Below are 14,330 nucleotides of genomic sequence, written 5' to 3'. Positions count from 1 at the left end.
ATGACGGGGTATCCGGAAGCCGGGCGCGGCCTCATGCTGTCGGTGATGGCGTCGACGCTGTTCGCGCTGATGTCGGCTTACGCGAAACTGCTCGCGCCGCTCACGGGGCTCGACATCTTCGCGTGGCGCGTATTGTGGACCGCGCCGGGCGCACTCGCGCTGATCGCGCTGCGCGGCCGCTGGCCGGCGCTCGTCGAACTCGCGCGGCGCACCGTGCGCGACTGGCGCCTGCTGATCGCGCTGCCGGTGAGCGCGGCGCTGCTCGGCGTGCAGCTGTGGCTGTTCCTGTGGGCGCCGCTGCACGGCCGCATGCTCGAAGTGTCGCTCGGCTATTTCCTGTTGCCGCTGACGATGGTGCTCGTCGGCCGCTTCTACTATCACGAGCGGCTCGACCCGCTGCAGTGGGCGGCGGTTGCGTGCGCCGCGCTCGGCGTCGCGCACGAAGTGTGGGCGACGCGCGCGTTCGCGTGGCCGACGCTTGTCGTCGCGCTCGGCTATCCGCCGTATTTCGTGTTGCGCCGGCGGATCAACGCCGATTCGCTCGCCGCGTTCGCGGTCGAGATCGCACTGCTGTGCCCGATCGCGTTCGCGATGGTCGCGACGAGCACGACCCGCGTCGCGGAGCATCCGGTGCTGTGGGCGGCGTTGCTGCCGGGGCTCGGCGTGCTCAGCACGCTCGCGCTCGCCAGCTACCTCAAGGCGAGCCGGATGCTGCCGATGGCGCTGTTCGGGATCCTCGGCTACGTCGAACCCGTGCTGCTCGTCGCCGTGTCGCTGCTGTTGCTCGGCGAGACGCTGAGCGTCGCGAAGCTCGCGACGTACGGGCCGATCTGGGTCGCCGTCGCGCTCACCGCGTGGCACAGCGCGATGCTGATGCGGCGTCTGCCGGCACGCGGATAAGCGCCGATCGCGATGCGGCGGCCGCATGGAGCGCGCCGCGCATCGCGCATCGTTCGACGATCGAACCGCGCTCGTTCAGCGGTCGAATGCATCGAGGCTGACCGCAAGCTGGCGTCGCGCTGACGTGAATCTGGCGACGCCGACCGCTTTGCTCCACATGGCTCGCGCGTGTAATCGAACAGAAGATTCGGTTGCACTTTGTTACTTAGGGTCTCCCCCGATCGGCCATTAGACTGGCCTGACCGACTTCCCTTCGTATGCAGCTTTTCAATGAACGGTCATCTCCGTGCCTGGCCAGCCGGGTTGGCGCGATGCGAGCATACGCGTATCGCCGCTGATCGCGCTCGCCTTCTTCTTCCCGATCCCTTCCACGGTGCGTGCCGCACCGTCGTCGTGCCGGTGCGCTCATGTCGTTGAGCCCGCCGTCTTCCACCACGATCCAGTCGCCACGCAGCGGCCGCCTGATCGAAATCGACTTCTTCCGCGGGCTCGTGCTGTTGATGATCGTCGTCGATCACATCGGTGCGAGCGTGCTGTCGCGCGTGACGCTGCATGCGTTCGCGCTGTGCGATGCAGCCGAGGTGTTCGTGTTTCTCGGCGGCTTCGCGACCGCGAGTGCGTACGGCGCGATCGCCGAGCGGCATGGCGCGCGCGCCGCGCAGCGGCGGTTCGTGCATCGCGCGATGCAGATCTACCGCGCGTTTCTCGCGACGTCGACGCTGATGCTCGTCGTGTCGGCCGTGCTCGACCACTACGGAATCGATGCGCCGAACCTCGCGCTCGACGACGTCAGCGTGATGCTCGCGTCGCCGCTCACGGGCCTCGCCGAATTGCTGACGTTCCAGCGCCAGCCGTATCTCGCGTCGGTGCTGCCGATGTACGTGCTGTTCGCGCTCGCGTCGCCGGTGCTCGTGCCGTTCGCGCGCCGTCGTCCGTGGCTGCTCGTCGCGCTTGGCGTCGCGTCGTGGGTCGCGGCCGGCTGGCTCGGCCCCGAGCTGCTGGATACCGACGGCTTCCGCTGGAGCTTCAACCCGTTCGCCTGGCAACTGATGTTCGTCGCCGGCGTGCTCGCGCGCTGCCAGCCGTTTTACCGGCACGTCGCGCTCGGGCGCTGGGGCGCGGCGGCGACCGGGCTCGCGTGCGCGATCGTGCTCGGTTGCGCGAGCTACAAGCTGTTCTCGGGATTGCCGCTGCCCGAAGGCGTGTTCAAGCGCGACCTCGCGCTGCCGCGCGTCGTGAGCTTCGCGGCCATCGCGTGGCTGATGGCCGATTGCGTGCGCTTCGGCTGGATCGCACGGATCGCGCAGGGGGTGCGGCCCGTCGTGGCGGTCGGCCAGCGCGGGTTGATCTGCTTCGTAGCGGGCGCGGCGATTTCGCTCGTCATCGATTCGCTGCTGCATCCGGTCGTACGCAGCGCCGATCTGCGGCATGTCGGCGTGGGCCTCGTGGCCGACGCGTGCGCGCTCGGGCTGATGATGGCCGTGGCCGGTTCGGGAACGTGGATCGCGCGGTGGCGCAGTGCGGCCGCGTAAGCGGCGCGGGAGGCGGTGCGAGCGGCACGGTGTGTGCCGCGCGGCGTCAGTGAGGTGAGCCGATACGGGAGCGGGGCACGGCGGTTGCGTCGTCGGATTCGGCGTCGTCGCGTTCGTCCTGCACGGGATCGTCGTGTTCCGCGAGTACCGCGTCGGCTTCGGCTGCGGCCCGGGCGGCGCGCATCGCGGTGCAGTGCCGAGCGTGCCGGATGTCCGACAGTATCCTCAGCAGCCTCGTTGTCTTGCTTTTCATGGTTTTCTCCCGCCAGGCGCATCGCGCGAAGCGGATGCATGTCCTGCAACCAGTGTAGGACGCGTTCGCGTGCCTGGCGGGAGAATGTGGCGTGCAGGCCGCACGCCAAGGGATAGTACTTACTGGGCCGCTGCGACGCCCTGCGTCTCCAGCGCTTCTTCGCGACGCTCTTCCGCGCAGCGCTGATGCTGGCGCGACAGGCGGTTCATCAGCGGCAGCAGCAGCAGGGCGAGCACCATGCCGACCGCGGCGAGCCAACCGAGCTTCTCGAACAGCGACAGGTAGAGCGGCAGCGATTCGGTGGCCGGCAGTTCGTGCGACGGCATCTGCGCGAAGTTCGCGACGACGCTGCCCAGATACTGCGACACACCCGTCGCAACGAAATACGCACCCATCATGAAGCCGCTCATGCGCGCCGGCACGTAGCGGGCGATCATCGCGAGGCCGAGGCCGCTCACCAGCAGTTCGCCGAGCGAGTAGAGGCCGTAGCCCCACACCATGAACCACGACGACACGCGGCCGTCCACCGCATAGCGGCCGCTGATCGTGAACACCAGGTAGCCCGCGGCAACTGCGCCGAAGCCGAGCGCGTACTTCGCGGCGACCGGCAGGTCGCGGCCGCTTTTGGCGACGGCGTTGTAGACCCACACGAGCAGCGGGCTCAGCAGCATGATCCAGATCGGGTTCAGTGCCTGGAACTGCGCGGCGCTCCACGTGAACAGCGTCGTGTCGAACAGGATGAAGCGCGGGTCGACGTTGCGCAGTGCGAACAGCGTCAGCGACGTCGACATCTGCACGTAGAAGATGAAGAACAGGATCACCTGGCCGATCAGCACGAGTGCCGCGATCAGGCCTGCGCGCTCCGAGCGTTCCGACTTCGCGATCATGTAGGCGAAGATCGCGAGGATCGCGAACGCCGCCGTCCACACGCTGGCCACGGCGAGCTGCTTGTGCTGCAGCACGTACAGCGTGACCAGTGCGAGCGCGACGCCGCCCAGCGCGACCGCGCCGAGGCGCTTCCAGCGGATCGGTTCGTCGTCCGGCCGCGAGCCGACGTGGGCGAGCGTGCGATGCATCAGCATGAAGTTGAGGATCGCGAGCAGCATGCCGCCGCAGCAGACCGCGAACGCGGCGTGCCAGCCCCAGTGATCCTTGATCCACGGCGTCGCGAGCATCGACACCGTCGAGCCGATGTTGACCGCCATGTAGTAGATCGTGAACGCGCTGTCGATGCGCGCGTCGTCGCCTTCGTAGATGCGGCGCACGAGGTTCGCCGCGTTGGCCTTGAACAGGCCGTTGCCGACGACGATCACGCCGAGCGACGCATACATGTACGTCAGCTGGTCGTTCGGTACCGCAAGCATCAGGTAGCCGGCGCACAGCACGGCCGCGCCGATGATCATCGTGCGACGGGCGCCGAGCACCTTGTCGCCGATCCAGCCGCCGATCGACGGCGCCGCATAGACGAGTGCGGTGAACGCACCCCAGGTCAGGTTCGCATGGCTGTCGGTGAAACCGAGCCGGTCGACCATGAAGAGGACCAGGAGCGCGGCCATGCCGTAGTAGCCGAAGCGCTCCCACATTTCGATGAGGAAGACCGTCGTGAACGATCGGGTTTGTGAAACAGGTGAATGCATCATCAATCTCGGTTGAAACGGACGGCACGGATCGCGCGTCGTCTTGGGGTCGAACTGGCGCCGTTGCGCAATGGGCCGGGTAAGCTTTGCGCTGGCGATGGAACAGTCGGGCGGATTAGCCCGGGCCGGGGTCGGACACCGCCTGGTGGGGCGGGGAAGGTCCCCGACCGGCGCGCGCATGGTAACGGTTGCCGGTCCGGTGCGACAGGTGTGCGCCACCTAGGGAAACTCCCGATGTGGCAGCAGCTTTCAGGAACATTCGTCTCATCATCTATTTGTAAGAATCCGCGCAGGTCCTCCGAAGATTCCCGGAGAGCCGCTTGCAGCTTGCCTGTGAAGCCGGCGAGTCTGGCAAGATAGCGCGTCGTTTCGCTCGCCTCGTGCCCCGTTTAGTGCACCGGGCTCAACACCGGAGACGTGTGCGAACCCGAAGACTAAGCTATATCGATCTAACTTAGTTATTTTCCATCAAACATTTTTTGACGATCACTTTTCGGCCTGCTATGGTTCCCCCCACTGAAAACTCGCGGTCCGCAGACGCTGCCGCCGCACTGGGCAGCAAGATTCGCGCGTTGCGTCAACGACTCAAGCGCACGCTCGACGACACCGCTACCGCCGCGGGGATTTCGAAGCCGTTTCTGTCTCAAGTCGAGCGCGGGCTCGCGTCGCCGTCATTGACGTCGCTGGCCGGTATCGCACACGCGCTCGGTGTGACGGTGCAGTACTTCGTGGATACGCCGAGTGAAGAACGCTCGGTCTGCCGAGGCGAGCAGCTGCGCTTCTTCGGGTTTGCCGATTCGGCGAACCTGTTCGCGAGGCTGACGAACGTGTCCGAAGGGCGCCAGCTGGAGGCGATCCTCGTGAGGATGCCGCCGGGGCAGAAACGGTCGGAGGTGACGACACATGCAGGAGAGGAGTTCCTGTATGTGATTGAAGGGGAAGTGTCGCTGACGCTGGAAGGCAAGACGTTCGTCCTGCAGGCCGGCGACAGTTCGCACTATCAGTCGACGGTGCCGCACAGCTGGGTCAACACCGCGAAGATCGAGTCGGTGGTGGTCTGGGTGGGTACACCGAGGCTGTTCTAACGCACAGGTATTCCTTCGTTTCGAAGACGGGATGCCTGTCGAAAGAAACGTAAGGAATACTAAAATGCTACACGAGAATCACGGGCCTCCTCAATCGCTGCACCCGTCAGCGTCTCACGCGTAATCCGCGGCATCCGCCGCGCGACGCTCACCGAACAACCCTTCTCAAGACTGCCACGATGAAATCCTTGCATGCCATGTCGGCCGTGCTGGCCGCGCTCGCCCTGACGCCTGTCGCCCACGCCGTTTCCGTTCCGTCGAACGTCGCGCTCGCTCCTCAACAGGACCTGACGCGCCAGGTGCCCGCCGAAGTCGAGTCGCTCGACCCCGCGCACATCGAATCGTGGACCGGCAACACGATCGGCCTCGACCTGTTCGAAGGGCTGGCCCGCATCGACGCAGCCGGCCAGGTCGTGCCGGGTGTCGCGCTGTCGTGGGAACGCAAGACGCCGACGACGTGGATCTTCAAGCTTCGCCATGACGCGAAGTGGAGCAACGGCCAGCCGGTGACGGCCGCCGATTTCGTCTATTCGTGGCAGCGCCTCGTCGATCCGAAGACGGGCTCGAAGTACACGATCCTTGTCGAATTCGTGAAGAACTCGAAGGACATCATCGCGGGCAAGGCCGCGCCGTCGACGCTCGGCGTGCGTGCCGTCGATCCGTACACGCTGGAAGTGACGACCGACGTGCCCGTCGCGTTCTTCCCCGAGCTGACGGCGATGGTGCCGCTCGCGCCGGTGAACAAGGACACGGTGACGAAGCTTGGCGACGCGTGGACGCGCCCGGGCAACATCGTCAGCAACGGCGCGTACCAGCTCGTCGACTGGCAGCCGAACAACCGCATCGTGATCTCGAAGGATGCGAAGTACTGGAATGCGCCGAAGGTCGTGGTCAACAAGGTCACGTACCTGCCGATCGAGAGCGACGAGACGGCGATGCGCATGTACCAGGCCGGCCAGATCGACTACAGCTACTCGATCCCGTCGGGGATCTTCCAGCAGGTCAGCAAGCAGTTCGGCGGCGAACTGCGCCAGGGCCTGCAGCTCGCGACTTACTACTACTACCTGAACAACAACGATCCGGCGCTGAAGGACAAGCGCGTGCGCCAGGCGCTGTCGATGGTGCTCGATCGCGACGTGCTGACGCAAAAGCTCACGCAAGCCGGCGAGAAGCCGATGTACGGCCTGATGCCGAACGGCACGAAGGGCGTGCAGCCGTTCACGCCGGACTGGGCGTCGTGGCCGATGGCCAAGCGCGTCTCGGCCGCGAAGGACCTGCTGAAGCAGGCCGGCTACTCGGATGCGAAGCCGCTGGCATTCACGCTGACCTACAACACCAACGACCTGCACAAGAAGGTCGCGCTGTTCGCGGCGTCGGAATGGCGTACCAAGCTCGGCGTCAACACGAAGCTCGAGAACGTCGAGTTCAAGGTGCTGATGAAGGAGCGTCATGACGGCAAGGTGCAGATCGCGCGCGACGGCTGGTTCGCCGACTACAACGACGCGATGACGTTCTTCGACCTGCTGCGCTGCGGCAGCGCGCAGAACACCGTCGGCTACTGCAACAAGCAGGCCGACGCGCTCGTCGACGAAGGCAACCAGAAGCTCGACGACAAGGCGCGCGCCGCGCTGCTCACGCAAGCGCATGACATGGCGCTGAACGACACGCCGATGGTGCCGCTGTTCCAGTACTCGGCCGATCGTCTCGTGAAGCCCTACGTGGGCGGCTACTCGCTGAAGAACGTGATCGACATGCGTGCTTCGCAGGACATGTACCTGATCAAGCACTGAGCGGAGCGATCATGCTGGCCTACGCATTGAGGCGCACGTTGTGGGCGGTGCCGACGATCCTCGCGGTCGTCACCGTCTGCTACCTGCTGCTGCATTTCACGCCCGGCGGTCCGTTCGATACGGAAAAGCAGTTGTCCGCCGCGACGCTCGCGAACCTGAACGCGAAGTACCACCTCGATCAGCCGTTGTGGAAGCAGTACCTGATGTACCTCGATTCGCTGCTGCATGGCGATCTCGGTCCGTCGTTCCGCTACGTCGACTGGTCGGTGAACGACCTCGTGATGAAGGCGCTGCCCGTGAGCGTCGGCGTGGGCGGCGTGTCGATCCCGATCTCGATCGGGCTGGGCGTGCTGCTCGGCACCGTCGCGGCGGTACGCCGCGACAGCTTCGTCGACCGCGTCGTGATGCTGATCGGCAACGTCGGCAACGTCGTGCCGCCGTTCGTGCTCGGCCCGGTGCTCGTGTGGATCTTCGCGATCCTGCTGAAGACGTCGGCCGGCAACGGCTGGCTGCCGGCGGGCGGCTGGGGCGACGGCGGCTGGCAATACCGGCTGCTGCCGATCGTGCTGCTGACCTTCATCAACATGTCGCTGCTCGCGCGCGTGATGCGCGGCTCGATGATCGAGACGTTGTCGAGCAACTACATCCGCACCGCGCGCGCAAAGGGCCTGCCGGGCTCGACGATCGTGCTGCGCCATGCGCTGAAGCCCGCGCTGATGCCGGTCGTGTCGCTGTTCGGCACGGTCTGCATCTCGTCGATCACGGCGGCCGTCGTCACCGAATCGGTGTTTGCGCTGCCGGGCCTCGGGCAGCTCGTCGTGAACGGCGCCATCAACCGCGACTACACGCTGGTGCTCGGCCTCGTCGTCCTGACCACCGTCTGCGCAGTGCTGTTCAACCTGCTGGTCGACCTCGCGTATGCGTGGCTCGATCCGCGCATCCGTTATTGAGCGAGGCACCGCGATGACTCCGACTACTCCGGTCGTCGGTCTGCCCGTGCAGACCGATTCGCCGCCGCGTTCGCGCTCGCCGCTCGCGCTCGCGATGGCGCGTTTCCTTCACAACCGCGCAGCCGTGTTCAGCCTCGTGCTGCTGGCGCTGGTCACGCTCGCCTGCTTCGTCGGCCCGTGGCTGCTCGCGGCCGATCCCGCCGCGAGCGACTGGGGCGCGATCAGCCTGCCGCCGACCTGGGCGAACCAGCACTGGTTCGGCACCGACGAGCTCGGCCGCGACCTGCTCGTGCGCACGCTGATCGGCGGCCGCGTGTCGATCGAGGTCGGCGTGCTCGGCACGCTCGTGTCCGGCCTGTTCGGCGTCGCATGGGGCGCGACCGCGGGCTTCGCGGGCGGCCGCGTCGACTCCGTGATGATGCGCATCGTCGACATGATGTACGCGATCCCGTACCTGCTGATCGCGATCCTGATGATGACCCTGTTCGGCCGCTCGTTCATGCTGGTCGTGCTGACCATCAGCGCGTTCTCGTGGATCGACATGGCGCGTGTGGTGCGCGGCCAGACGCTGTCGCTGCGCAACCGCGAGTTCGTCGATGCTGCGCGCGCGATCGGCGTGACGCCGGCCTCGATCGTGCTGCGCCACGTCGTGCCGAACCTGCTCGGCGTGGTCGTCGTGTACGCGACGGTCTCGGTGCCGGGCATCGTGCTGACCGAATCGGTGCTGTCGTTCCTCGGCCTCGGCGTGCAGGAGCCGATGACGAGCTGGGGTGTGCTGATCCAGGACGGCGCGCAGAAACTGGAATCCATGCCGTGGCTGCTGCTGGCCCCGGCCGTCATGCTGTGCGTGACGCTCTACTGCGTGAACTTCGTCGGCGACGGCCTGCGTGACGCGCTCGACCCGAAGGATCGCTGAAATGGCTGCACTGCTTGAAGTAGACAACCTCGGCGTGCGCTTCACGCGCAAGGACGCACCGCCGATCGACGCCGTGAGCGGCGTGTCGTTCTCGCTCGAAGCCGGCAAGACGCTCGGCATCGTCGGCGAATCGGGCTCGGGCAAGAGCCAGACCGTGATGGCGCTGCTTGGCCTGCTGGCCGGCAACGGCACGACGACGGGCGCCGCGCGCTACCGTGGCGACAACCTGCTCGCCATGGACACGCGCGCGCTGAACGCGGTGCGCGGCGACCGGATCGCGATGATCTTCCAGGATCCGATGACGTCGCTCAATCCGTTCCTGACGATCGAGCGGCAGATGACCGAGACGCTGCAGCTGCATCGCAAGCTGTCGCGCAAGGAAGCCACGAAGCGCGCGATCGAGGCGCTCGAATCGGTGCGCATTCCCGACGCGGCGCGGCGCATCCGCATGTATCCGCACGAGTTCTCGGGCGGCATGCGGCAGCGCGTGATGATCGCGATGGCGCTGCTGTCCGAGCCGGAAATCCTGATCGCCGACGAGCCGACCACCGCGCTCGACGTGACCGTGCAGGCGCAGATCATCGACCTGCTGCGCGAACTGAACCGCGAGCGAGGCACCGCGATCGTGTTGATCACGCACGACATGGGCGTGGTCGCCGGCCTCGCGGACGACGTGATGGTCATGTACTCGGGCCGCACCGTCGAATACGCACCGGCCGAATCGATCTTCGCGGCGCCGTCGCATCCGTACACGATCGGCCTGCTCAATGCGCTGCCGCGCCTGACCGACGCGGACGATGCGCCGCTCGTCGCGATTCCCGGCAACCCGCCGATGCCCGGCACCGCGCCGGCCGGCTGCGCGTTCGCGAAGCGCTGCACGTATGCGGAAGAACGCTGCGGCGCGACGCGCCCCGCGCTCGAAACCTATGGCGCCGTGGGCGCGGTGCGCGCCTGCCACCGCCCGGTGGCCGATCTGACGGGAGGTCTGCGATGAGCGTCAATGAACGCCGCGATGCCGGCGCGACGGGCGACACGCTGCTGTCCGTCGACAATCTGAAGGTGCATTTCCGCGTGCCGCTCGGCGGCTATCCGTGGTCGCCGAAGGGCACGTTGCGCGCGGTCGACGGCGTGTCGTTCGACGTGAAGCGCGGCGAGACGGTCGGTCTCGTCGGCGAATCGGGCTGCGGGAAGTCGACGCTGGCGCGCGCGCTGATCGGCCTCGTGCCGATGACGGCCGGCACGGTGAAGTGGCGCGGCGACGCCGTCACGCCCGATCACCTGCGCGGCACCGCGATGCGGCGCGAAGTGCAGATGATCTTCCAGGATCCGCTCGCGTCGCTCGATCCGCGCATGACGATCGAACAGGTGGTGGCCGAGCCGCTCGTCACGCACCAGGCCGGCCTCGGCCGCGCCGAAGTGCGCCGCCGCGTGGTCACGATGCTCGAACGCGTCGGCCTGAACGCGCATCACCTGCTGCGTTATCCCCATGAATTTTCCGGCGGGCAGTGCCAGCGTGTCGGCATCGCACGCGCGCTGATCGGCGAGCCGAAGCTCGTGATCTGCGACGAACCGGTGTCGGCACTCGACGTGTCGATCCAGGCGCAGATCGTGAACCTGCTGCGCGATCTTCAACGCGAACTGTCGTTGTCCTATCTGTTTGTTGCACACGATCTCGCCGTGGTGAAGGCGATCAGCCAGCGTGTGCTCGTGATGTATCTCGGCCGCGTGATGGAGTTCGGCACGCGGCATGACGTGTACGGCGTGCCGCAGCACCCGTACACGAAGGCGCTGCTCGATGCGGCGCCGACGCCGGAGCCGGCGCGCGAGCGTGCTCGCCGTCCGATGCTGCTGGCGGGCGAGATGCCCTCGCCGCTCAACCCGCCGTCCGGCTGCGCGTTCCGCACGCGTTGCCCGGTCGCGATCGACGCATGCGCGCAGGACGTGCCGCTGCCGGAAGTTCGGCAGGGGTCGGCGGCGCGTGTCGCGTGCATCCGTGCGGGTGTGGCGTGAAGTGAAGTAGTTGGGCAAATAAAACCAGGCAGGTCAACAGGGGCAGTGGCGGCACGAATGATCTTCGCGTCGCGGGTACAGGCGCGTCCTTAACCGGGCGCGCCGGGGGGCCGGGAGCGGATCGCGACCGGCGTGGACGGATATCAAACAAGACGAGAATGACGATGAAAAAACAGAAGACGATCGGGACGGCATCGAAGATGCTGCTTGCATGGGGACTGCCGGCACTCGCAGGCGTCTCGCTGACGGGCGTGGCTCACGCCGACGACGCGGCGCCCGCGCCGCTGACGGTGGCGCAGGCCGCACCGGCCGCCGGTACGGCCACGACCGTTGCGCAGGCATCGACCCCGAACGCCATCATCAACGCCGAAGCGACCCAGGCCGTCACGCCGCCCGACGAGCCGTCGGCGCAGTCGAAGTCGAAGGGCTTCATTGCCGACAGCCATCTCGACTTCCTGTTCCGCAACTACTCGGACGTGCTCGACAGCAAGGGCGGGCCGCATCGCCACGCGTGGGTCCAGGGCGCGATGGCGAACTTCGAATCGGGCTATACGACGGGCCTGATCGGCATCGGCTTCGACGCATCGCTGTATGCGGCGCTGAAGCTCGACGGCGGCCAGGGCGCCGGCAGCATGGTGCACATCGCGAAGGGCGGCGGTGGCGGCAACCAGCTCGCGTGGGCGTACCCGGGCATCTACGACATCAAGGCGCGCATCTCGAACACGGTGATCAAGTACGGTCTGCAGGCCGTCGACAACCCGTTCATGGAGCAGCACGACAACCGTGCGCTGCCGCCGACGTTCCTCGGCACGACGATCGTCAGCAATGAATTCAAGAACGTGATGCTCGAGGCCGGCAGCTTCACGAAGACCAACGCGCGCGGTCACACGACGCTCACCAACCTGACGACGCAGTACGGCGGCACGCGTATCAATCGCCTGTCGTATGTCGGCGGCACGTGGGACTACTCGCCGAACGGCGAAGTCGCGCTGTACGCGAACCAGGCCGACGACGTGTGGCACCAGTACTACGCGTCGGTGAAGCACAGCATCGGCAGCCCGCAGACGATCAAGTGGACCGGCTTCGGCAACGTCTACTCGACGCACGACACGGGCGACGCGCTGCAGGGCAAGATCGACAACAACGCATACAGCCTGTCGGTGGCCGCGCAGCACGGCCCGCACGAGCTGCTGCTCGGCTTCCAGCAGGTGCTCGGCGACCAGTTCTTCGACTACCTGAACGAAACGAACGGCATCTTCCTGACCAACTCGATGGACGTCGACTACAACGCGCCGCACGAAAAGTCGCTGCAGCTGCGTTACACGTTCTACGGCAAGGAAGCGGGCCTGCCGGGCTTCAAGGCGATGGTCTGGGGCGTGACGGGCTGGGGTGCGGACGGCAGCGCGGGTGCGGCCAACGACCCGAGCAAGTCGAGCATCTACTGGAGCAACGGCGCGCCGGTGCAGGGCCGTCACCACGAGTTCGGCTTCATCCCGTCGTACACGTTCCAGAGCGGCAAGCTGAAGGACACGAAGGTCACGTTCATCGCGATGTGGCACAACGGTTCGGCGCACTACTCGGACGCGACGAACCGCGAGTACCGTCTGGTCGTGAACCTGCCGCTGCACGCGTTCTGATCGAAGGGGGACGCCGGTTCCCCCGCATCGCGCAGCCGGCCTGCCAGCAGTGCGCTCAGGCCGGCTTGTGCAGCCCCGCGACGGGATCGTTCGCCGCGGGCATTTCTTCCGCGAGCGACGTGAGCTGGCGGCCCGTGTCGCGCCATGCGTCGAGGCCGCCGCGCAGCGCAAGCGCATCGGTGAAGCCTGCGTCGAGCAGGCGCTTCGCCATCAGTGCGGCCGTCACTTCGTTCGGGCACGAGCAATACACGACGAACTTCTGCGAGAACGGATAGCGCGCGACGATGTCGGCGATCTGCCGCTCGTCGGCGAACTGCGCACCGGGAATCGAGAACGGGTCGAGCTTGCGGTGTTCGGGCGAGCGCACGTCGAGCACTACCGGCGCGGCGTCGTCGCGCAGCAGGTTTTCGAGTTCGTCGACGCCGATTCGCGCATGGGCGAGCTGGCGGATCAGTGCACGGCGGCGCATCCAGCGCACGGCCGCATAGATCGCCAGCAGCGCGACGATGACCAGCAGCACCGCGCGGCCGAGATGGCTCGCGCCGGCGAACAGCCAGTCGATCTGCTGGCAGAACACGATGCCGGCGACCAGCCCGACGATCGTCCACAGTGCGGCGCCGAGCGCGTCGTAGCCGGCGAACGTGCGATAGCGCGTGCCGAGCGCGCCGGCCATCGGCACCGACACCAGCGACAGGCCGGGAATGAAGCGCGCGACCGCGAGCACGCGCACGCCGTAGCGGCCGAAGAAGCGTTCGGTCTTTCTCACGCACGTATCGCGCGACAGCGACAGCCGGCAGATCGTCTTCAGCGTCGTGCCGCCGTAGCGCCGCCCCGCGATGTACCAGACGGTGTCGCCGATCAGCGCGCCGAACACCGACAGCGCCACCACCGTCACCAGTTGCGAGCCGATCATTTCCGGGTGCATCCCGGCCATCGCGCCGAACAGCACGAGCGTCGGCATCGCGGGCACCGGCAGGCCGATGGCCGCCGCGAGCACGTTGGCGAACACGAGAAGCGGCCCGTACTGGGCGACGAGGTCACGTAGGAGCATGACGGCTGGCCGAAAAGGAAACGCGTGGGCAGGAAACACAGATGGGCCGATTATCGGCCTTTTTCAAGACAGCGGCGGGAATGACGGAAAGCGCCTGACGACGGCAGGGGGATACCGGTGAGCCGGCGCGCTGCGCGCGGCTCACCGATCGGAATCAGGGGAGGGTGCGGGCGAGCGAGGCGGCGCCGTGGTTTTCGCCGGGCAGCTCGGCGCCGTGCGAGCGGATCGCCGCGATCAGTTCGGCCGGCGTGATCTCGTAGCGGACCTCGCGGTGGATGCCGGGCTTGCGTTCGTCGATCTCGATCAGCAGCACGCTTTTACCGTCGCCCGTTGCTTCCAGTCGCAGCGAGCGCAGTTCGCGGCCGTCGGCCGGGTCGTGTTCGGTGAGCAGGGTCATTGCCCCGGATGAGCCGGTAGTGCGCATCGAACCTATCCTCGTATCGTGTCGTGGATGCCGTAACGGCAAAGATGTCTTTGTTGAATACAGCTTGACGCAGTTTAACGCGAACGGGCCGCAAGACGGAGCATTTTCGTGCGGTGAAATGAGGGCTACACCACCGATCCTTCTG

At 66.6% G+C, this 14,330-nt stretch carries 13 protein-coding genes; 9 read left to right on the top strand and 4 right to left on the bottom strand.

Annotation, left to right across the window (positions count from 1 at the left end; all coding sequences use genetic code 11):
- Together rarD and U5809_RS15005 are read left to right on the top strand one after the other, a co-directional pair.
- The gene (rarD, locus tag U5809_RS15010; protein ID WP_322087084.1) at positions 1-900 is read left to right on the top strand and encodes an EamA family transporter RarD; all 900 of its coding nucleotides are present in this window, start codon (positions 1-3) and stop codon (positions 898-900) included.
- Between the two features lie 407 nt (positions 901-1,307).
- Positions 1,308-2,432 carry an OpgC domain-containing protein gene (locus U5809_RS15005; RefSeq protein WP_322087083.1) on the top strand — a complete coding sequence of 375 codons (1,125 nt, stop codon included), beginning with the start codon at positions 1,308-1,310 and terminating at the stop codon, positions 2,430-2,432.
- Positions 2,433-2,478: 46 nt separating this feature from the next.
- Here the strand turns inward: U5809_RS15005 and U5809_RS15000 are convergent, their stop codons facing one another.
- Both U5809_RS15000 and U5809_RS14995 read right to left on the bottom strand, forming a co-directional pair.
- Entirely contained in the window at positions 2,479-2,685 is a 207-nt protein-coding gene (locus U5809_RS15000) for a hypothetical protein (RefSeq protein ID WP_322087082.1), read from the bottom strand.
- A gap of 119 nt (positions 2,686-2,804) precedes the next feature.
- The gene (locus tag U5809_RS14995; protein WP_322087081.1) at positions 2,805-4,325 is read right to left on the bottom strand and encodes an oligopeptide:H+ symporter; all 1,521 of its coding nucleotides are present in this window, start codon (positions 4,323-4,325) and stop codon (positions 2,805-2,807) included.
- 500 nt (positions 4,326-4,825) lie between these two features.
- Between U5809_RS14995 and U5809_RS14990 the strand changes: the two genes are divergently transcribed.
- From U5809_RS14990 to U5809_RS14960, 7 genes are all read left to right on the top strand, one after another.
- Positions 4,826-5,407 carry a cupin domain-containing protein gene (locus tag U5809_RS14990; RefSeq protein ID WP_021162455.1) on the top strand — a complete coding sequence of 194 codons (582 nt, stop codon included), beginning with the start codon at positions 4,826-4,828 and terminating at the stop codon, positions 5,405-5,407.
- A 179-nt stretch (positions 5,408-5,586) separates the two neighbouring features.
- On the top strand, positions 5,587-7,197 hold the full coding sequence (locus tag U5809_RS14985) for a peptide ABC transporter substrate-binding protein (protein ID WP_282508270.1): 1,611 nt from the start codon (positions 5,587-5,589) through the stop codon (positions 7,195-7,197).
- Positions 7,198-7,208: 11 nt separating this feature from the next.
- Positions 7,209-8,147, top strand: a complete 939-nt coding sequence (locus U5809_RS14980; RefSeq protein WP_322087080.1) for an ABC transporter permease subunit — start codon at positions 7,209-7,211, stop codon at positions 8,145-8,147.
- A gap of 13 nt (positions 8,148-8,160) precedes the next feature.
- A complete protein-coding gene (locus U5809_RS14975; RefSeq protein ID WP_282508272.1) occupies positions 8,161-9,063 on the top strand; it encodes an ABC transporter permease in 903 nt (300 codons plus the stop codon).
- A gap of 1 nt (position 9,064) precedes the next feature.
- Positions 9,065-10,057 carry an ABC transporter ATP-binding protein gene (locus U5809_RS14970; RefSeq protein WP_322087079.1) on the top strand — a complete coding sequence of 331 codons (993 nt, stop codon included), beginning with the start codon at positions 9,065-9,067 and terminating at the stop codon, positions 10,055-10,057.
- Positions 10,054-11,073, top strand: coding sequence for an ABC transporter ATP-binding protein (locus tag U5809_RS14965; RefSeq protein WP_282508275.1), 1,020 nt, complete (start codon positions 10,054-10,056; stop codon positions 11,071-11,073). Before U5809_RS14970 ends, U5809_RS14965 begins: the two co-directional genes overlap by 4 nt.
- 164 nt (positions 11,074-11,237) lie before the next feature.
- A complete protein-coding gene (locus U5809_RS14960) occupies positions 11,238-12,710 on the top strand; it encodes an OprD family porin (RefSeq protein ID WP_322087078.1) in 1,473 nt (490 codons plus the stop codon).
- 55 nt (positions 12,711-12,765) lie between these two features.
- Here the strand turns inward: U5809_RS14960 and U5809_RS14955 are convergent, their stop codons facing one another.
- Positions 12,766-13,761: a DedA family protein/thiosulfate sulfurtransferase GlpE gene (locus U5809_RS14955; RefSeq protein ID WP_282508277.1), complete on the bottom strand. Its 996-nt coding sequence runs from the start codon at positions 13,759-13,761 to the stop codon at positions 12,766-12,768.
- 154 nt (positions 13,762-13,915) lie between these two features.
- Positions 13,916-14,185, bottom strand: a complete 270-nt coding sequence (locus tag U5809_RS14950; RefSeq protein WP_322087077.1) for a hypothetical protein — start codon at positions 14,183-14,185, stop codon at positions 13,916-13,918.
- Positions 14,186-14,330: the final 145 nt, after the last annotated feature.

Source organism: Burkholderia sp. BCC1999 (assembly GCF_905339975.1).
GTDB lineage: Bacteria > Pseudomonadota > Gammaproteobacteria > Burkholderiales > Burkholderiaceae > Burkholderia.
The sequence above is the reverse complement of the archived record's forward strand: the minus strand, read 5'-3'. Positions and strand labels throughout refer to the sequence as shown.